General features: G+C 39.4%; 17 protein-coding genes. 16 read left to right on the top strand and 1 reads right to left on the bottom strand.

Translation table 11 applies throughout. From position 1 onward, the window contains the following. Positions 1 to 17 precede the first annotated feature (17 nt). From nanB to ABKJ27_RS06880, 4 genes are all read left to right on the top strand, one after another. The gene (nanB, locus tag ABKJ27_RS06895; RefSeq protein WP_410011579.1) at positions 18 to 2,111 is read left to right on the top strand and encodes a neuraminidase NanB; all 2,094 of its coding nucleotides are present in this window, start codon (positions 18 to 20) and stop codon (positions 2,109 to 2,111) included. A 12-nt stretch (positions 2,112 to 2,123) separates the two neighbouring features. Beyond that, positions 2,124 to 3,227 (top strand): Gfo/Idh/MocA family protein, encoded by a 1,104-nt coding sequence (locus tag ABKJ27_RS06890; RefSeq protein WP_410011578.1) that lies wholly within the window; start codon positions 2,124 to 2,126, stop codon positions 3,225 to 3,227. A gap of 68 nt (positions 3,228 to 3,295) precedes the next feature. After that, positions 3,296 to 4,213, top strand: coding sequence for a dihydrodipicolinate synthase family protein (locus tag ABKJ27_RS06885; protein WP_001281495.1), 918 nt, complete (start codon positions 3,296 to 3,298; stop codon positions 4,211 to 4,213). 17 nt (positions 4,214 to 4,230) lie between these two features. Beyond that, positions 4,231 to 5,115 (top strand): ROK family protein, encoded by an 885-nt coding sequence (locus tag ABKJ27_RS06880; protein ID WP_000150257.1) that lies wholly within the window; start codon positions 4,231 to 4,233, stop codon positions 5,113 to 5,115. Positions 5,116 to 5,130: 15 nt separating this feature from the next. On the opposite strand, the gene ABKJ27_RS06875 is transcribed toward ABKJ27_RS06880, so the two are convergent. Further along, the gene (locus tag ABKJ27_RS06875) at positions 5,131 to 5,982 is read right to left on the bottom strand and encodes a MurR/RpiR family transcriptional regulator (protein WP_247933096.1); all 852 of its coding nucleotides are present in this window, start codon (positions 5,980 to 5,982) and stop codon (positions 5,131 to 5,133) included. A gap of 191 nt (positions 5,983 to 6,173) precedes the next feature. Here ABKJ27_RS06875 and pbp2b point away from each other — a divergent pair, with 191 nt between their 5' ends. From pbp2b to ABKJ27_RS06815, 12 genes are all read left to right on the top strand, one after another. Beyond that, positions 6,174 to 8,231: a penicillin-binding protein PBP2B gene (pbp2b, locus tag ABKJ27_RS06870; protein WP_080566628.1), complete on the top strand. Its 2,058-nt coding sequence runs from the start codon at positions 6,174 to 6,176 to the stop codon at positions 8,229 to 8,231. A 10-nt stretch (positions 8,232 to 8,241) separates the two neighbouring features. Next, positions 8,242 to 8,838, top strand: coding sequence for a recombination mediator RecR (recR, locus tag ABKJ27_RS06865; protein ID WP_000966748.1), 597 nt, complete (start codon positions 8,242 to 8,244; stop codon positions 8,836 to 8,838). A 174-nt stretch (positions 8,839 to 9,012) separates the two neighbouring features. Beyond that, positions 9,013 to 10,056 carry a D-alanine--D-alanine ligase gene (locus tag ABKJ27_RS06860; protein WP_410011577.1) on the top strand — a complete coding sequence of 348 codons (1,044 nt, stop codon included), beginning with the start codon at positions 9,013 to 9,015 and terminating at the stop codon, positions 10,054 to 10,056. Between the two features lie 84 nt (positions 10,057 to 10,140). Next, complete coding sequence (locus tag ABKJ27_RS06855) at positions 10,141 to 11,514, top strand: UDP-N-acetylmuramoyl-tripeptide--D-alanyl-D-alanine ligase (protein ID WP_410011576.1); 1,374 nt, start codon at positions 10,141 to 10,143, stop codon at positions 11,512 to 11,514. Between the two features lie 94 nt (positions 11,515 to 11,608). Then, positions 11,609 to 12,313 (top strand): TIGR02206 family membrane protein, encoded by a 705-nt coding sequence (locus tag ABKJ27_RS06850; RefSeq protein WP_410011575.1) that lies wholly within the window; start codon positions 11,609 to 11,611, stop codon positions 12,311 to 12,313. A gap of 214 nt (positions 12,314 to 12,527) precedes the next feature. Further along, entirely contained in the window at positions 12,528 to 13,907 is a 1,380-nt protein-coding gene (gene ftsA, locus ABKJ27_RS06845; RefSeq protein ID WP_000090252.1) for a cell division protein FtsA, read from the top strand. Between the two features lie 17 nt (positions 13,908 to 13,924). Next, positions 13,925 to 15,181: a cell division protein FtsZ gene (ftsZ, locus tag ABKJ27_RS06840; RefSeq protein WP_000144254.1), complete on the top strand. Its 1,257-nt coding sequence runs from the start codon at positions 13,925 to 13,927 to the stop codon at positions 15,179 to 15,181. 4 nt (positions 15,182 to 15,185) lie between these two features. Next, positions 15,186 to 15,857 (top strand): YggS family pyridoxal phosphate-dependent enzyme, encoded by a 672-nt coding sequence (locus ABKJ27_RS06835; protein WP_410011574.1) that lies wholly within the window; start codon positions 15,186 to 15,188, stop codon positions 15,855 to 15,857. A 9-nt stretch (positions 15,858 to 15,866) separates the two neighbouring features. Next, positions 15,867 to 16,400 carry a cell division protein SepF gene (locus tag ABKJ27_RS06830; RefSeq protein ID WP_084888721.1) on the top strand — a complete coding sequence of 178 codons (534 nt, stop codon included), beginning with the start codon at positions 15,867 to 15,869 and terminating at the stop codon, positions 16,398 to 16,400. Further along, complete coding sequence (locus ABKJ27_RS06825; RefSeq protein ID WP_000898129.1) at positions 16,400 to 16,663, top strand: YggT family protein; 264 nt, start codon at positions 16,400 to 16,402, stop codon at positions 16,661 to 16,663. Before ABKJ27_RS06830 ends, ABKJ27_RS06825 begins: the two co-directional genes overlap by 1 nt. Further along, the gene (locus tag ABKJ27_RS06820; RefSeq protein WP_261100557.1) at positions 16,660 to 17,445 is read left to right on the top strand and encodes an RNA-binding protein; all 786 of its coding nucleotides are present in this window, start codon (positions 16,660 to 16,662) and stop codon (positions 17,443 to 17,445) included. Before ABKJ27_RS06825 ends, ABKJ27_RS06820 begins: the two co-directional genes overlap by 4 nt. A gap of 8 nt (positions 17,446 to 17,453) precedes the next feature. Continuing rightward, positions 17,454 to 18,329 carry a DivIVA domain-containing protein gene (locus ABKJ27_RS06815; protein ID WP_314725966.1) on the top strand — a complete coding sequence of 292 codons (876 nt, stop codon included), beginning with the start codon at positions 17,454 to 17,456 and terminating at the stop codon, positions 18,327 to 18,329. Positions 18,330 to 18,356: the final 27 nt, after the last annotated feature.

Genomic DNA, 18,356 nt, shown 5'->3' with positions numbered 1-18,356 from the left:
ACGAAAGAAGGAAAAAAATGAATAAGAGAGGTCTTTATTCAAAACTAGGAATTTCTGTTGTAGGCATTAGTCTTTTAATGGGAGTCCCCGCTTTGATTCATGCGAATGAATTAAACTATGGTCAACTGTCCATATCTCCTATTTTTCAAGGAGGTTCATATCAACTGAACAATAAGAGTATAGATATCAGCCCTTTGTTATTAGATAAGTTGTCTGGAGAGAGTCAGACAGTAGTAATGAAATTTAAAGCAGATAAACCAAACTCGCTTCAAGCTTTGTTTGGCCTATCTAATAGTAAAGCAGGCTTTAAAAATAATTACTTTTCAATTTTCATGAGAGATTCTGGTGAGATAGGTGTAGAAATAAGAGACGCTCAAAAGGGAATAAATTATTTATTTTCTAGACCAGCTTCATTATGGGGAAAGCATAAAGGACAGGCAGTTGAAAATACACTAGTATTTGTATCTGATTCTAAAGATAAGACATACACAATGTATGTTAATGGGATAGAAGTGTTCTCTGAAACAGTTGATACATTTTTGCCAATTTCAAATATAAATGGTATAGATAAGGCAACACTAGGATCTGTTAATCGTGAAGGCAAGGATCATTACCTCGCAAAAGGAAGTATTGATGAAATCAGTCTATTTAATAAAGCAATTAGTGATCAGGAAGTTTCAACTATTCCCTTGTCAAATCCATTTCAGTTAATTTTCCAATCAGGAGATTCTACTCAAGCTAACTACTTTAGAATACCGACATTATATACATTAAGTAGTGGAAGAGTTCTATCAAGTATTGATGCACGTTATGGTGGGACTCATGATTCTAAAAGTAAGATTAATATCGCCACTGCTTATAGTGATGATAATGGGAAAACGTGGAGTGAGCCAACTTTTGCTATGAAGTTTAATGACTATGAGGAGCAGTTAGTTTACTGGCCACGAGATAATAAATTAAAGAATAGTCAAATTAGTGGAAGTGCTTCATTTATAGATTCATCCATTGTTGAAGATAAAAAATCTGGGAAAACGATATTATTATCTGATGTTATGCCTGCGGGTATTGGAAATAATAATGCAAATAAAACTGATTCAGGTTTTAAAGAAATAAATGGTCATTATTATTTAAAACTAAAGAAGAATGGAGATAACGATTTCCGTTATACAGTTAGAGAAAATGGTGTCGTTTACGATGAAACAACAAATAAACCTACAAATTATACTGTAAATGATAAGTATGAAGTTTTGGAGGGAGGAAAGTCTTTAACAGTCGAACAATATTCGGTTGATTTTGATAGTGGCTCTCTAAGAGAAAGGCATAATGGAAAACAGGTTCCTATGAATGTTTTCTACAAAGATTCGTTATTTAAAGTGACTCCTACTAATTATATAGCAATGACAACTAGTCAGAATAGAGGAGAGAGTTGGGAACAATTTAAGTTATTGCCTCCGTTCTTAGGAGAAAAACATAATGGAACTTACTTATGTCCCGGACAAGGTTTAGCATTAAAATCAAGTAACAGATTAATTTTTGCAACATATACCAGTGGTGAACTAACTTATCTCATTTCTGATGATAGTGGTCAAACATGGAAGAAATCCTCAGCTTCAATTCCGTTTAAGAATGCGACAGCAGAAGCGCAAATGGTTGAAATGAGAGATGGTGTGATTAGAACATTCTTTAGAACTACTACAGGTAAGATTGCCTATATGACTAGTAGAGATTCTGGAGAAACATGGTCAGAAGTTTCGTATATCGATGGAATTCAACAAACTTCATATGGTACACAAGTATCTGCAATTAAATACTCTCAATTAATTGATGGAAAAGAAGCAGTCATTTTGAGTACACCAAATTCTAAAAATGGCCGTAAGGGAGGTCAATTAGTTGTCGGTTTAGTCAATAAAGAAGATGATAGTATTGATTGGAAGTACCACTATGACATTGATTTACCTTCGTATGGTTATGCATATTCTGCAATTACAGAATTGCCAAATCATCACATAGGTGTATTGTTTGAAAAATATGATTCATGGTCGAGAAATGAATTGCATTTAAGCAATGTAGTTCAGTATATAGATTTGGAAATTAATGATTTAACAAAATAAAGGAGAAAAAACATGGTTAAATACGGTGTTGTTGGAACAGGATATTTTGGAGCTGAGTTGGCTCGTTATATGCAAAAGAATGATGGAGCAGAGATTACTCTTCTCTATGACCCAGATAATGCAGAGGCGATTGCAGAGGAGTTGGGAGCAAAAGTAGCAAGTTCCCTAGATGAGTTGGTTTCTAGCGATGAAGTAGATTGTGTTATTGTCGCAACTCCAAATAATCTTCATAAAGAACCAGTTATCAAGGCCTCACAACATGGTAAAAATGTTTTCTGTGAAAAACCAATTGCGCTTTCTTATCAAGATTGTCGCGAGATGGTAGATGCATGTAAAGAAAACAATGTAACCTTTATGGCAGGACATATTATGAACTTCTTCAATGGTGTCCATCATGCAAAAGAACTAATTAATCAAGGAGTTATAGGAGACGTTCTATATTGTCACACAGCTCGTAATGGTTGGGAAGAACAACAACCGTCAGTATCATGGAAAAAAATTCGTGAAAAATCAGGTGGTCACTTGTATCACCACATCCATGAGTTGGATTGTGTTCAATTCCTTATGGGTGGCATGCCTGAAACTGTAACTATGACAGGTGGAAATGTTGCCCATGAAGGTGAAAATTTCGGTGATGAAGATGATATGATTTTTGTCAATATGGAATTTTCTAATAAGCGTTTTGCCTTGTTAGAATGGGGTTCAGCTTATCGTTGGGGTGAACATTATGTTTTGATTCAAGGAACGAAAGGTGCTATCCGCTTAGACTTATTCAACTGTAAAGGAACTCTTAAGCTAGATGGACAAGAAAGCTATTTCTTGATTCATGAATCACAAGAAGAAGATGATGATCGTACTCGTATCTATCATAGTACAGAGATGGACGGAGCAATTGCTTATGGTAAACCAGGTAAACGTACTCCGTTATGGCTATCATCTGTCATTGACAAAGAAATGCGCTATCTACATGAGATTATGCAAGGAGCTCCAGTATCAGAAGAATTTGCAAAATTGTTGACAGGTGAAGCTGCTCTAGAAGCGATTGCTACTGCAGATGCTTGTACTCAATCTATGTTCGAAGATCGTAAAGTAAAATTGTCAGAAATTGTAAAATAAACATAATGTAAAGGGGATGAAAAATTTATTTTCTCCCCTCATTTCGGAAATAAGTTAGGAGAAAATCTATGTCAGATTTAAAAAAATACGAAGGCGTCATTCCAGCCTTCTACGCATGTTATGATGATCAAGGAGAAGTAAGTCCAGAGCGTACGCGTGCATTGGTTCAATACTTCATTGATAAAGGTGTTCAAGGTCTTTATGTCAATGGTTCCTCTGGTGAATGTATCTACCAAAGCGTTGAAGACCGCAAGTTGATTTTGGAAGAAGTCATGGCAGTTGCCAAAGGTAAATTAACTATTATTGCTCATGTTGCTTGCAACAATACCAAAGACAGTATGGAACTGGCTCGCCATGCAGAAAGCTTGGGAGTAGATGCCATTGCAACGATTCCACCAATTTACTTCCGCTTGCCAGAATATTCAGTTGCTAAATATTGGAACGATATTAGTTCTGCAGCACCAAACACAGACTACGTGATCTACAACATTCCTCAATTGGCAGGTGTTGCTTTGACTCCAAGTCTTTATACTGAAATGTTGAAGAATCCTCGTGTTATCGGTGTGAAGAACTCTTCTATGCCAGTTCAAGATATCCAAACTTTTGTTAGCCTTGGTGGAGAAGACCATATTGTCTTCAACGGTCCAGATGAGCAGTTCTTAGGTGGTCGTCTCATGGGAGCTAAAGCTGGTATCGGTGGTACTTATGGTGCTATGCCAGAACTCTTCTTGAAACTTAATCAATTGATTGCGGATAAAGACTTGGAAACAGCGCGTGAATTACAATACGCTATCAACGCTATCATTGGCAAATTGACTGCTGCACATGGAAATATGTATGGTGTTATAAAAGAAGTTTTGAAGATCAATGAAGGTTTGAATATTGGTTCTGTTCGTTCACCATTGACACCAGTGACTGAAGAAGATCGTCCAGTTGTAGAAGCAGCTGCAGCCTTGATTCGTGAAACCAAGGAGCGCTTCCTCTAATCCATAAGGAGGTATTTATGACACACTACGTTGCAATTGATATCGGTGGAACCAACATCAAATATGGTTTAATCGACCAAGAAGGCCAACTTGTTGAATCGCATGAAATGCCAACAGAGGCGCATAAGGGTGGACCTCATATCTTACAAAAGACCAAAGATATCGTAGCTAGCTATTTAGAAAAAGGTTCAGTAGCAGGTGTTGCCATTTCTTCTGCAGGAATGGTGGATCCTGACAAGGGTGAGATTTTCTATGCTGGACCTCAAATCCCTAACTACGCAGGAACACAGTTCAAAAAGGAAATCGAGACTAGCTTTAATATTCCTTGTGAGATTGAAAATGATGTCAACTGTGCAGGTCTTGCTGAGGCAGTATCTGGTTCAGGCAAGGGAGCGAGTGTCACTCTTTGCTTGACCATTGGAACAGGTATCGGAGGTTGCTTGATTATGGATGGGAAAGTCTTCCATGGATTTAGCAATTCAGCCTGTGAAGTCGGTTATATGCATATGCAGGATGGAGCTTTTCAGGATCTCGCTTCTACCACAGCCTTGGTAGAGTATGTGGCGGCAGGTCATGGAGATCCAGTTGACCAGTGGAATGGTCGACGTATCTTTAAGGAAGCTACCGAAGGAAACAAAATCTGCATGGCTGGTATTGACCGAATGGTAGACTATCTAGGGAAAGGTTTGGCAAATATTTGCTACGTTGCCAATCCAGAAGTGGTCATTCTCGGTGGTGGTATCATGGGGCAAGAGGCTATCCTCAAACCCAAGATCCGTACAGCCTTGAAGGCAGCCTTAGTACCAAGTCTGGCTGATAAGACGAGATTAGAATTTGCCCATCACCAAAATACAGCAGGTATGTTGGGAGCTTATTATCACTTTAAAACAAAACAATCCTAGTTTGGCTAGACCAAACTAGGATTTTCTTACACGTTTTTGTCTACGATAGCCGTTGAGTTTTTTATTTTCCCAATAGCTATTAAAGATTTTCTCCTTGCTTTCACGATTGATTTCCAAAAAGTAGGCATAAATTAAATCGATAAAGAAGAGCATAGGAAGTTGAGCGGATATTCGTTGGATGTAGGAGGATTGACTATGGGTGGCTACAAGAACAGTCTCTGTATAGGTCTGGCTATCTTTATTGGGAACACTTGTAAAAAGTACAGTTTTTGCCCCCATCTCCTTAGCATCTAATAGACTGTCTAAAATAGAAGGCGTTGAGCCAGAAAGTGAGAAACCCAGTACTAGACAATTCTCATCCATAATACTGGTTGTCCAAGCAAAGCCATCTTGATCGGTCAAAGCCTCGCAGACAACACCTAGACGCATGAAGCGCAATTTCATTTCACGAGCGACAAGGCCAGAACTCCCTGTCCCAAAGAAGTAGACACGCTCAGCATCTTCGATTAGCTGGGCGATTCGTTCCAGTTGTTCTTCGTCAATCAAGTCCTGTGTTTGTTCTCTCATGTTGCTATAACTTCTGAGGACTCGTTTTGTCAGTGGACTGTGTTTGTGAGAATGGGTGTCTTGTTTCTCTGCTTGATGTTGGTATTGGAAAATAAATTCTCGGTAGCCAGTAAAGCCACACTTTTTAGCAAAGCGGGTCAAAGCAGCTTGGGAGATATGTAATTTTTGGGTGACTTGTTGAGAAGATAAATCATCTGTAATCGTTTCAGCTTGCAAAAAATAGCGAGCGATTTCTTGCTCAAGGTCTGTCATTTCTTCAAAATGTGAATCAATGACAGTTGCGATATCTGGTTTGTCCATAGGGAAGGCTCCTTTAAATGAGTCGTATTGGAAAAAGACTAGATTATTGAACTTTTACATTCATTATAACATATAATATAGGGATGAATAAATAAAAACGTATCTTACCTTAAAAACGAAAAAAGCTTCTTTCTTTTCCATAATTTTCTGCTCAAATTATGGTACAATGAAGAGTAAGATTTTAAATAGAAATGAGACTGATTTGTATGAGAAAGTTTGACAGCCATTCGATTCCGATTCGGCTTAATTTATTGTTTTCAATTGTCATTTTGCTCTTTATGGCCATTATTGGTCGCCTGCTTTATATGCAGGTTTTGAACAAGGATTTTTATGAGACAAAACTAGCATCGGCTAGTAAAACAAAGGTGACCACTAGTTCAGCTCGAGGCGAAATTTATGATGCCAGCGGCAAGCCCTTGGTTGAAAATACTGTGAAACAAGTTGTTTCCTTTACTCGAAACAACAAAATGACGGCTGCCGATTTGAAAGAAACAGCCAAGAAGTTGCTAGCCTATGTGGGAGTTTCTTCTCCAACATTGACTGACCGACAGTTGGCAGACTACTACCTAGCAGATCAAGATGTCTATAAGAAAGCAGTGGAAAGCTTACCACGTGAGAAGCGACTTGATTCTGATGGAAATCAATTATCTGAATCCGAGCTTTACAATAATACTGTTGAAAGTATCGATCCAAGTCAATTGGCCTACTCGGATGACGAAAAGAAAGAAATTTATCTCTTTAGTCAACTTAATGCAGTTGGAAACTTTGCAACAGGCACCATTGTGACAGATGCTTTAACAGATACTCAGATTGCCTTGATTGCTTCGGCTTCTAAGAATTTACCTGGTATCAGTATTTCAACTTCGTGGGATCGAAAGGTTCTAGAGACTTCACTTTCTTCTATAGTAGGAAGTGTATCCAGTGAAAAAGCTGGTCTTCCAGCTGAAGAAGCGGATGCCTATATCAAGAAGGGTTATTCTCTAAATGACCGTGTTGGAACCTCTTATCTAGAAAAACAATATGAAGAAACCTTGCAAGGAAAACGCTCGGTGAAAGAAATCCATCTAGATAAGCACGGAAATATGGAAAGTGTCGAAAATATCGAAGATGGTACCAAAGGTAACAATATTAAATTGACTATTGATTTGTCCTTCCAAGATAGCGTGGACAATCTGCTTAAGAGTTATTTCAATTCCGAACTAGGAAATGGAGGAGCCAAGTATTCTGAGGGTGTTTATGCAGTTGCTTTGAACCCCAAAACAGGTGCGGTTTTGTCTATGTCAGGGCTCAAACATGACTTGAAAACGGGAGAGTTAACGCCTGATTCCTTGGGAACGGTAACCAATGTCTTTGTCCCAGGTTCGGTTGTCAAAGCGGCGACTATCAGCTCTGGTTGGGAGAATGGAGTTTTATCAGGGAACCAGACCTTGACAGACCAACCGATTGTCTTCCAAGGCTCATCTCCAATTAATTCTTGGTATACTCAGGCTTACGGTTCATTCCCGATTACAGCTGTGGAAGCTTTGGAGTATTCTTCTAATACCTACATGGTCCAAACGGCTCTGGGTATCATGGGTCAGACCTATCAACCCAATATGTTTGTTGGAACTAGCAATTTGGAATCTGCCATGGGGAAATTGCGTGCGACATTTGCGGAATATGGTCTAGGTGCTTCAACAGGCATTGACCTTCCAGATGAGTCAACTGGTTTTATTCCAAAAGAGTATAATTTTGCTAATTACATTACCAATGCATTTGGTCAGTTTGATAACTATACCCCTATGCAATTGGCCCAGTACGTTGGCACAATTGCCAACAACGGTGTTCGAATTGCGCCCCACATTGTTGAGGGGATTTATGGAAATAATGAACAAGGCGGCTTAGGGAGCTTAATCCAATCTGTTGAAACCAAGGAAATGAATAAAATTAATATTTCTGAGTCTGATGTTTCCATCCTCCAACAAGGATTTTATCAAGTGTCACATGGTGGTAGTGCTTTGACAACCGGTCGTGCCTTTTCAAATGGCGCAGCGGTATCTATTAGTGGAAAAACAGGTACTGCCGAAAGTTATGTTGAGGGTGGTCAAAAAGCTAACAATACTAATGCTGTAGCCTATGCACCATCAGATAATCCTCAAATCGCTGTAGCTGTTGTCTTCCCTCATAACACCAACCTTACAAATGGTGTCGGACCTTCCATTGCGCGCGACATTATCAACCTCTATAATCAACACCATCCAATGAATTAGAAAGGAACTTATGCTTTATCCAACACCTATAGCCAAGCTAATTGATAGTTATTCCAAGTTACCAGGTATCGGGATTAAGACGGCTACACGTCTGGCCTTTTATACGATTGGAATGTCTGATGATGATGTCAATGAATTTGCCAAAAATCTCCTTTCTGCTAAGAGAGAGCTGACCTATTGTTCCATCTGTGGTCGTTTAACTGATGACGATCCTTGCTCTATCTGTACCGATCCAAGTCGGGACCAGACGACGATTTTAGTTCTCGAGGATAGTCGCGATGTGGCAGCCATGGAGAACATCCAAGAATACCATGGACTCTATCATGTTTTACATGGTCTTATTTCTCCCATGAATGGTATCAGTCCGGACGATATCAATCTCAAGAGCCTCATGACTCGTCTGATGGATAGTGAAGTTTCAGAGGTAATCGTAGCAACAAATGCTACAGCAGATGGTGAAGCGACATCCATGTATCTTTCTCGTTTGCTCAAGCCGGCTGGTATCAAGGTTACGCGTCTAGCACGAGGTCTTGCTGTGGGGGCAGATATCGAGTATGCGGATGAAGTTACACTCTTACGAGCCATTGAAAATCGAACAGAGTTGTAAGTGTAGACAAATTAACACACTCAATTCATTTATACAAAAATCACGGAGATCGACAGTTGTTTTATCGGTCTCTTTTTAGATTTATTGAAGACCAGTATCAGGTTCAAGTTTCAAAAAAGAAGCAAATATGATATACTAAAGAACGAGTATTCTATTAGAATTGGAACAAATAATATGAAACAAACGATTATTCTTTTATATGGTGGACGTAGTGCAGAGCGTGAAGTCTCTGTTCTTTCAGCTGAAAGTGTCATGCGTGCGGTCAACTACGACCGTTTTACAGTCAAGACTTTCTTCATCAGCCAGTCAGGTGACTTTATTAAAACGCAAGAATTTAACCAGACTCCAGGTCAAGAGGATCGTCTTATGACCAATGAAACCATTGATTGGGATAAGAAAGTTGCACCAAGTGCCATCTACGAAGAGGGAGCAGTGGTCTTTCCAGTCCTCCATGGTCCGATGGGAGAAGATGGCTCTGTTCAAGGCTTCCTCGAAGTTTTGAAAATGCCTTATGTTGGTTGTAACATCTTGTCATCCAGTCTTGCCATGGATAAAATCACGACCAAGCGTGTGTTAGAATCTGTCGGGATTGCCCAAGTTCCTTATGTAGCCATTGTCGAAGGTGATGATGTAACTTCTAAAATTGCTGAAGTGGAAGAAAAATTGACTTATCCAGTCTTCACAAAACCATCAAACATGGGTTCAAGTGTCGGTATTTCCAAATCTGAAAATCAAGACGAACTCCGTCAAGCCTTGAAACTTGCCTTCCAATATGATAGTCGTGTCTTGGTAGAACAAGGAGTGAATGCCCGTGAAATCGAGGTTGGGCTACTGGGTAACTACGATGTTAAAAGCACCCTTCCAGGAGAAGTAGTCAAGGATGTTGCCTTCTATGACTACGATGCCAAGTATATTGATAACAAGATTACTATGGATATTCCAGCTAAAATCAGTGATGATGTGGTAGTTGTCATGCGTCAAAATGCAGAAACAGCCTTCCGTGCCATTGGTGGTTTAGGTCTATCTCGTTGCGATTTCTTCTATACTGATAAGGGAGAGATTTTCCTAAACGAGCTTAATACCATGCCAGGTTTCACCCAGTGGTCTATGTACCCACTACTTTGGGACAATATGGGAATCAGCTATCCAGACTTAATCGAGCGATTGGTTGATCTTGCTAAAGAAAGTTTTGACAAGCGCGAAGCGCATTTGCTATAAAAATGAAAGAGAGGGTAGAAACCAGAACCATCACTACAAGGTGATTTTAGTTCTCGGATTTCAACCCTTTTTAAAGGAGTAGAAATGAAATTAACAATTCATGAAGTGGCCCAAGTTGTAGGAGCTAAAAATGATATTAGCACCTTTGAGGACATCCAGTTAGAGAAAGCTGAGTTTGATAGTCGTTTGATTGCAACAGGAGATTTATTTGTCCCCCTCAAAGGTGCGCGTGACGGTCATGACTTTATAGAAACAGCCTTTGAAAATGGCGCTGCTGCAACCCTGTCTGAGAAAGAGGTCGCAAATCATCCCTACATTCTAGTAGCTGACGTTTTGGCTGCCTTTCAATCCCTAGCTGCCTACTATCTTGAAAAAACAGCAGTTGATGTCTTTGCGGTCACAGGTTCAAATGGTAAAACAACGACCAAGGATATGTTAGCGCACTTGCTATCAACAACCTACAAAACCTACAAAACTCAAGGCAACTACAATAACGAGATTGGTCTTCCATACACAGTTCTCCATATGCCTGAAGGAACAGAAAAGTTGGTCTTAGAGATGGGACAGGATCACTTGGGAGATATTCATCTCTTGTCAGAATTGGCCCATCCAAAAACAGCCATTGTGACCTTGGTTGGAGAAGCACATTTGGCCTTTTTCAAAGACCGTTCAGAGATTGCTAAAGGGAAAATGCAAATTGCAGACGGGATGTCTTCGAATTCCTTGCTTTTAGCGCCAGCTGACACTATTGTAGAGGACTACTTGCCAACTGATAAAAAGGTAGTTCGTTTTGGCCAAGGAGCAGAGTTGGAAATTACCGACTTGGTTGAGCGTAAGGATAGTCTGACCTTTAAGGCTAATTTCTTGGAACAAGCCCTTGATTTGCCAGTGACTGGTAAGTACAATGCCACCAATGCTATGATTGCGTCTTATGTTGCCCTACAAGAAGGAGTTTCAGAGGAGCAAATTCGTTTGGCCTTCCAAAATCTTGAATTGACGCGTAACCGTACCGAGTGGAAGAAAGCGGCCAATGGAGCAGATATCCTATCAGATGTTTACAATGCCAATCCAACTGCTATGAAGCTGATTTTAGAGACTTTCTCTGCCATTCCAGCCAATGAAGGTGGCAAGAAAATTGCAGTTTTGGCGGATATGAAGGAGCTTGGTGACCAGTCTATTCAACTCCATAATCAGATGATTTTGAGCCTCTCGCCAGATGTGCTGGATACCGTGATTTTCTATGGAGACGACATTGCAGAATTGGCCCAATTGGCTAGTCAAATGTTCCCAATCGGCCACGTTTACTACTTCAAGAAAACAGAAAACCAAGACCAATTTGAAGACCTAGTTAAGCAGGTCAAGGAAAGTCTAGGAGCTAATGATCAAATCTTGCTCAAAGGCTCTAACTCTATGAACCTAGCCAAGTTGGTAGAAAGTTTAGAAAATGAAGACAAGTGATTTTGTCAAACATTTACGTATTTCTAAATCCATTTTTCTTAAGTAGCATGGTATAATAAAATGCAGGAAAATTTTGAATCATGAGGAAGACTAGATGAATTTATGGGATATTTTCTTTACGACCCAAGCAACAGAGCCACCCAAATTTGACCTTTTTTGGTATGTCAGTATATTTACACTCTTGGCTTTGACCTTTTATACAGCCTATCGTTATCGTGAAAAGAAGGCTTATCAACGATTTTTCCAAATCTTGCAGGCAGTTCAGTTAATCCTTCTTTATGGATGGTACGGGGTTAATCATATGCCATTGTCAGAAAGCTTACCCTTTTACCATTGCCGTATGGCTATGTTTGTGGTGCTTTTGCTTCCTGGTCAGTCCAAATATCGGCAGTATTTTGCATTACTAGGAACATTTGGGACATTAGCAGCCTTTGTTTATCCAGTGCCAGATCCTTATCCATTCCCGCATATTGCGATTTTATCCTTTATCTTTGGCCACTTAGCTCTCTTGGGGAACTCTCTAGTTTATCTATTGAGACAGTATAACGCGCGATTGCTGGATGTGAAGGGAATTTTTCTCATGACCTTTGCACTAAATGCCTTGATTTTTGTGGTCAATTTAGTAACAGGTGGAGATTACGGATTCTTGACAAAACCACCATTGGTTGGAGACCATGGCTTAGTAGCTAATTATTTAATCGTTTCCCTGGCCTTGGCAGCGGCGATCACATTGACAAAGAAAATCTTGGAACTATTTTTAGAACAAGAAGCAGAAAAAATGATTGCAAAGAAAGCTTAGAAATGAGCTTTCTTTTTTTCATAAATCTGATTTTTTATAACTTGTTTGGAAAATAAAAAAAGCTAAGGAAAGAATGTGAAAAAATGGTAAGTAAATTTAGGAAAAACTAAGCACGATTGGATTTTTTGTGTTATAATATTCTGTGAATAGCTATGCCCTATTTTAGCTATATTGAATAGAAGTTTGAAACTTGGAAGAGAGAGGATGCGATGTAATGGCTAGAGATGGTTTTTTTACAGGCTTAGATATCGGAACTAATTCGATTAAAGTATTGGTTGCCGAGCATAGAAATGGTGAACTAAACGTAATTGGTGTAAGTAATGCCAAGAGTAAAGGTGTAAAGGATGGGATTATCGTTGATATTGAAGCAGCAGCAACTGCTATCAAGTCAGCTATTTCCCAAGCAGAAGAGAAAGCTGGCATTTCAATCAAATCAGTGAATGTTGGTTTGCCTGGAAATCTTTTGCAAGTAGAACCAACTCAAGGTATGATTCCAGTTACATCTGATACAAAAGAAATTACAGATCAAGATGTTGAAAATGTTGTTAAATCAGCCTTGACAAAGAGTATGACACCAGATCGTGAAGTCATTACTTTTATTCCAGAAGAATTTATCGTAGATGGTTTCCAAGGTATTCGTGACCCACGTGGTATGATGGGGGTTCGTCTTGAAATGCGTGGTTTGCTTTACACAGGTCCACGTACTATTCTTCACAATTTACGCAAGACAGTTGAGCGCTCAGGTGTTCAAGTTGAAAATATTATTATTTCACCATTGGCTTTGGTTCGTTCAGTCTTGAACGAAGGAGAACGTGAATTTGGAGCTACTGTGATTGATATGGGAGCAGGTCAAACAACTGTTGCTACAATCCGTAACCAAGAACTCCAGTTTACAAATATTCTTCAAGAAGGTGGAGATTATGTCACAAAAGATATCTCTAAAGTCTTGAAGACTTCACAGAAATTAGCTGAAGGATTGAAATTAAACTATGGTGAAGCCTACCCTTCACTTGCAAGTAATGAAACCTTCCAAGTTGAAGTGATTGGTGAAGTAGAGCCTGTAGAAGTTACAGAAAGCTACCTAGCAGAGATTATTTCAGCTCGCATTAAACACATTTTTGAACAAATCAAACAAGAGTTGGAAAGAAGACATTTGTTGGATCTTCCAGGTGGGATTGTTCTGATTGGTGGAAATGCTATTTTACCAGGTATTGTAGAACTTGCGCAGGAAGTATTTGGCGTTGGTGTTAAACTTTACGTTCCAAATCAAGTTGGAATCCGTAACCCTGCCTTCGCTCATGTGATTAGCTTATCTGAATTTGCTGGTCAATTGACTGAAGTGCATTTGTTGGCACAACGAGCAGTCAAGGGTGAGGATACTTTGCGTCACCAACCAATTAATTTTGGTGGGATGATTCAACGTGTTACGCAGGTAGCACAACCTACCCCTATTCAACCAGTTCAAAATACTGAGGTAGAGCAATCAGCTTCTACGAACGTAGTTGCTCCGAAAGAAGATAAAGTATCTTCTCAAAATAAACCAAAAATCGCAGATCGCTTCCGTGGTTTAATTGGAAGTATGTTTGATGAATAAAAGAGGAAAAATAAACTATGACATTTTCATTTGATACAGCGGCTGCTCAAGGTGCAGTGATTAAAGTAATCGGTGTTGGTGGAGGTGGTGGTAACGCCATTAACCGCATGGTTGACGAAGGTGTTGCAGGCGTAGAATTTATCGCAGCAAACACAGATGTACAAGCTTTGAGTAGTACAAAAGCTGAGACTGTAATTCAGTTAGGTCCTAAATTGACTCGTGGTTTGGGTGCTGGCGGTCGACCTGAAATCGGTCAAAAGGCAGCCGAAGAAAGCGAAGAAGCCTTGACTCAAGCTATTACTGGAGCAGATATGGTCTTCATCACTGCAGGTATGGGAGGTGGTTCAGGTACTGGTGCAGCTCCTGTTATTGCCCGCATTGCTAAAGATTTAGGTGCTCTTACAGTTGGTGTTGTGACACGTCCTTTCGGTTTTGAAGGAAGCAAACGTGGCCAATACGCTGTGGAAGGAATCAATCAACTTCGCGAACATGTGGATACTCTATTGATTATTTCAAACAACAACTTGCTTGAAATTGTTGATAAGAAAACGCCACTTCTTGAAGCTCTTAGCGAAGCAGATAACGTACTTCGCCAAGGTGTTCAAGGGATTACGGACTTGATCACAAATCCTGGTTTGATTAACCTTGACTTTGCCGATGTGAAAACAGTTATGGCAAATAAAGGAAACGCCCTAATGGGTATCGGTATCGGTAGTGGAGAAGAACGTGTGGTAGAAGCAGCTCGTAAGGCAATCTACTCACCACTTCTTGAAACAACTATTGACGGTGCTGAGGATGTCATCGTCAACGTTACTGGTGGTCTTGACTTGACTTTGATTGAGGCAGAAGAAGCTTCAGAAATTGTCAACCAAGCAGCTGGTCAAGGAGTGAACATCTGGCTCGGAACATCAATCGATGAAAACATGAAAGATGAAATCCGTGTTACAGTCGTTGCAACTGGTGTTCGTCAAGATCGTGTTGAAAAAGTTGTTGGTCATGCACCAAGACAAGCTGTTCGTCATGAACAAGCAAGTCCTAGCCATGCACACAATCATAATCGTCACTTTGATATGGCTGAAACTGCAGAAATTCCAAGTCCAGCACCTCGTCGTACAGAAACTTCTCAATCTTCAGCATTTGGTGATTGGGACCTGCGTCGTGAGACAATTGTTCGACCAACTGATTCAGTGGTATCACCAGTTGAACGTTTCGAAGCACCATCTTTACACGATGAGGATGAATTAGACACTCCTCCATTTTTCAAAAATCGTTAAGTAAATGAATTTGAAAGAAAATACAGAACGTGTTTTTCAACAAATAAAAGATGCAAGTCAGCAGGCAGGAAGAGAAGCCAATTCTGTTTCGGTTCTTGCTGTTACAAAATATGTAGACGTACCGACAGCGGAGGCTTTGCTTCCGCTAGGTGTGCATCATATTGGTGAAAATCGTGTGGATAAATTTCTTGAGAAATATGAAGCTTTAAAAGATAGAAATATTACATGGCATTTGATTGGAACCTTGCAAAGACGCAAGGTTAAAGATGTCATTCAGTACGTTGATTATTTCCACGCTTTGGATTCATTAAAGCTAGCAGAGGAAATTCAAAAAAGAAGTGACCGAGTTGTTAAATGTTTCTTACAAGTAAATATCTCAAAGGAAGAGAGCAAACATGGTTTTTCAAAGGAAGAACTATTGGAGCTCTTGCCAGAGTTGGCCACCTTAGATAAAATCGAATATGTCGGCTTGATGACCATGGCTCCTTTTGAAGCTAGTAGTGATGAGTTGAAAGAGATTTTTAAAGCTACGCAGGATTTGCAACTAGAAATTAGAGAAAAACAAATTCCCAATATGCCAATGACGGACTTGAGTATGGGTATGAGTCGTGACTACAAGGAAGCGATTGAATTTGGCTCAACATTTGTCAGAATTGGTTCAGCATTTTTTAAATAGGAAAGAACTATGTCTTTAAAAGATAGATTTGATAAATTTATAGATTATTTTACAGAAGATGGAGAAGATGTGGGTACTACTTATCAGCCTAAAGCTGAAGAGCCGATTGTGACTCCAGTCCCTTCTGTTCAAGAGTTGCCTCAACAAGCTGCTAGCACGCCATCTAAAGATAAAAACATCACTCGTCTTCATGCCCGTCAACAAGAGTTGGCTATGCAAAGTCAACGTTCTACTGATAAGGTAACAATTGATGTTCGTTATCCACGTAAATACGAAGACGCCACAGATATTGTTGATTTATTAGCTGGTAACGAAAGTATTTTGATTGATTTCCAATATATGACAGAAGTCCAAGCTCGTCGTTGTTTGGATTATCTGGATGGGGCACGTCACGTTTTAGCTGGTAACATGAAAAAGGTAGCATCTACTATGTACCTGCTGACACCAGTTGATGTTGTCGTCAATATTGAAGATATCAAAATCCCAGATGAATCACAAAATGGTGAATTTGGTTTTGACATGAAACGTACGAGAGTGAGATAATGCTCTTTCTCATTCGTTTTATTCAAAATGCAGTGGATATCTATTCACTGATTTTAATCATTTTTGCTCTGATGTCTTGGTTTCCCAATGCTTATGAATCACGTCTTGGACGCTTGATCATTAGTTTAGTGAAACCGATAATAGCTCCTTTACAACGTTTACCTCTCCAGATTGCAGGTCTTGACTTGTCTGTCTGGATTGCGGTATTACTAGTTCACTTCCTAGGGGAACAGTTGATTCGACTTTTAGTGATTTTTCTATGAACAAGATGATTTATCAACACTTTTCTAAGAATGATTCGTCTTTTATTGATAAGGGAGCAGAATGGATAAAAAAGGTAGAAGATTCGTATTCTCCTTTTTTAACACCCTTTGTAAATCCCCATCAAGAAAAGATTTTAAAGGTTCTAGCATCAACCAACGGCATCTCCTATATGAGCAGTCGGCAGTTTCTTGAAACTGAATATGTACGGGTACTCCTGTATCCTGATTATTTTGAGCCAGAATTCTCTGATTTTGAACTATCCTTGCAAGAAATAGTCTATCCTAATAAGTTTGAGCGCTTAACACATGCTAAAATATTAGGAACTGTTTTAAACAAGCTGGGAATTGATAGGAAGTTATTTGGTGATATCTTAGTCAATGAAGAGAGGGCACAGATTATCATTAATCGACAGTTTATGCTCCTTTTTCAAGATGGCATTACGAAAATTGCTCGTTTACCGGTTCGTATAGAAGAACGGGATTTTACTGAGAAAATTGCTACAGTAGAAGATTATCAAGAATTAGATATTTGTATCGCTAGTTCTAGATTAGATGTTTTTCTAGCAGGTGTCTTCAAGTTGTCTAGAAATCAGGCAAGTCAGCTAATTGAAAAACAGGCAGTCCAAGTGAATTACCATTTAGTTGAAAAATCAGATTATGCAGTCCAAGTTGGTGATTTGATTAGTGTGAGGAAATTTGGTCGATTAAAACTCGTTAGAGATAATGGGCAAACAAAAAAAGATAAAAAGAAATTAACGGTCCAATTGTTATTAAGTAAGTGAGGAAAAATATGCCAATTACATCGTTAGAAATCAAAGATAAAACCTTTAGCACACGCTTCAGAGGTTTTGATCAAGAAGAAGTAGATGAGTTTTTAGATATTGTAGTCCGTGATTATGAAGATTTGGTTCGCTCTAATCATGACAAGGATTTACATATTAAGAGTTTGGAAGAGCGTTTGTCTTACTTTGATGAGATGAAAGATTCATTGAGTCAATCTGTGTTGATTGCGCAGGATACGGCTGAGCGAGTAAAACAAGCTGCAACAGAACGTTCAAACAATATTATCCAACAAGCAGAGCAAGATGCACAACGTTTGTTGGAAGAAGCTAAGTACAAGGCAAATGAAATTCTTCGTCAAGCAACTGACAATGCTAAGAAGGTTGCTGTCGAAACTGAAGAGTTGAAGAACAAGAGCCGTGTCTTCCATCAACGTCTTAAATCTACAATTGAGAGCCAGTTAGCAATTGTTGAATCTTCAGATTGGGAAGATATTCTTCGCCCAACAGCAACTTATCTTCAGACAAGTGATGAAGCCTTCAAAGAAGTAGTCAGCGAAGTCTTAGGTGACTCTGTCTTACAACAACAGCAAGAGGAAGAACCAATTGATATTACTCGCCAGTTTTCTCCCGAGGAAATGGCAGAGCTGCAAGCGCGTATCGAAGCGGCTAATAAGGAACTTGCAGAAGCAGAAGCAAGAGCTGAGCAGGAACAAGTGGTTTCACCAGCTCCAGTTGTTGAAGAAAGTCCAGCTCATCCAGTTGGTCCAATGTATGAAGAGCCAGAAGTAGCTTCAAGCCATTACTCAGGACCAACACCAGCTACTGAAGCTGTAAACTCAGAACCAGGTTTTGCGGCACCGCAAGAATCTGTTACAATTTTATAAGAAATAATCTGAGAACAATATCTTATC

The organism is Streptococcus sp. KHUD_011, assembly GCF_046352925.1.
Taxonomy (GTDB): Bacteria; Bacillota; Bacilli; order Lactobacillales; family Streptococcaceae; genus Streptococcus.
Note: the sequence above shows the minus strand (reverse complement) of the source record. Positions and strands in the feature narration are given on the sequence as shown.

Excerpts from the sequence above, each read along its gene's own strand:
- nanB (WP_410011579.1), top strand. The coding sequence starts at position 18 with ATGAATAAGAGAGGTCTTTATTCAAAACTAGGAATTTCTGTTGTAGGC.
- ABKJ27_RS06890 (WP_410011578.1), top strand. The coding sequence starts at position 2,124 with ATGGTTAAATACGGTGTTGTTGGAACAGGATATTTTGGAGCTGAGTTG.
- ABKJ27_RS06885 (WP_001281495.1), top strand. The coding sequence starts at position 3,296 with ATGTCAGATTTAAAAAAATACGAAGGCGTCATTCCAGCCTTCTACGCA.
- ABKJ27_RS06880 (WP_000150257.1), top strand. The coding sequence starts at position 4,231 with ATGACACACTACGTTGCAATTGATATCGGTGGAACCAACATCAAATAT.
- ABKJ27_RS06875 (WP_247933096.1), bottom strand. The coding sequence starts at position 5,982 with ATGGACAAACCAGATATCGCAACTGTCATTGATTCACATTTTGAAGAA.
- pbp2b (WP_080566628.1), top strand. The coding sequence starts at position 6,174 with ATGAGACTGATTTGTATGAGAAAGTTTGACAGCCATTCGATTCCGATT.
- recR (WP_000966748.1), top strand. The coding sequence starts at position 8,242 with ATGCTTTATCCAACACCTATAGCCAAGCTAATTGATAGTTATTCCAAG.
- ABKJ27_RS06860 (WP_410011577.1), top strand. The coding sequence starts at position 9,013 with ATGAAACAAACGATTATTCTTTTATATGGTGGACGTAGTGCAGAGCGT.
- ABKJ27_RS06855 (WP_410011576.1), top strand. The coding sequence starts at position 10,141 with ATGAAATTAACAATTCATGAAGTGGCCCAAGTTGTAGGAGCTAAAAAT.
- ABKJ27_RS06850 (WP_410011575.1), top strand. The coding sequence starts at position 11,609 with ATGAATTTATGGGATATTTTCTTTACGACCCAAGCAACAGAGCCACCC.
- ftsA (WP_000090252.1), top strand. The coding sequence starts at position 12,528 with ATGGCTAGAGATGGTTTTTTTACAGGCTTAGATATCGGAACTAATTCG.
- ftsZ (WP_000144254.1), top strand. The coding sequence starts at position 13,925 with ATGACATTTTCATTTGATACAGCGGCTGCTCAAGGTGCAGTGATTAAA.
- ABKJ27_RS06835 (WP_410011574.1), top strand. The coding sequence starts at position 15,186 with ATGAATTTGAAAGAAAATACAGAACGTGTTTTTCAACAAATAAAAGAT.
- ABKJ27_RS06830 (WP_084888721.1), top strand. The coding sequence starts at position 15,867 with ATGTCTTTAAAAGATAGATTTGATAAATTTATAGATTATTTTACAGAA.
- ABKJ27_RS06825 (WP_000898129.1), top strand. The coding sequence starts at position 16,400 with ATGCTCTTTCTCATTCGTTTTATTCAAAATGCAGTGGATATCTATTCA.
- ABKJ27_RS06820 (WP_261100557.1), top strand. The coding sequence starts at position 16,660 with ATGAACAAGATGATTTATCAACACTTTTCTAAGAATGATTCGTCTTTT.
- ABKJ27_RS06815 (WP_314725966.1), top strand. The coding sequence starts at position 17,454 with ATGCCAATTACATCGTTAGAAATCAAAGATAAAACCTTTAGCACACGC.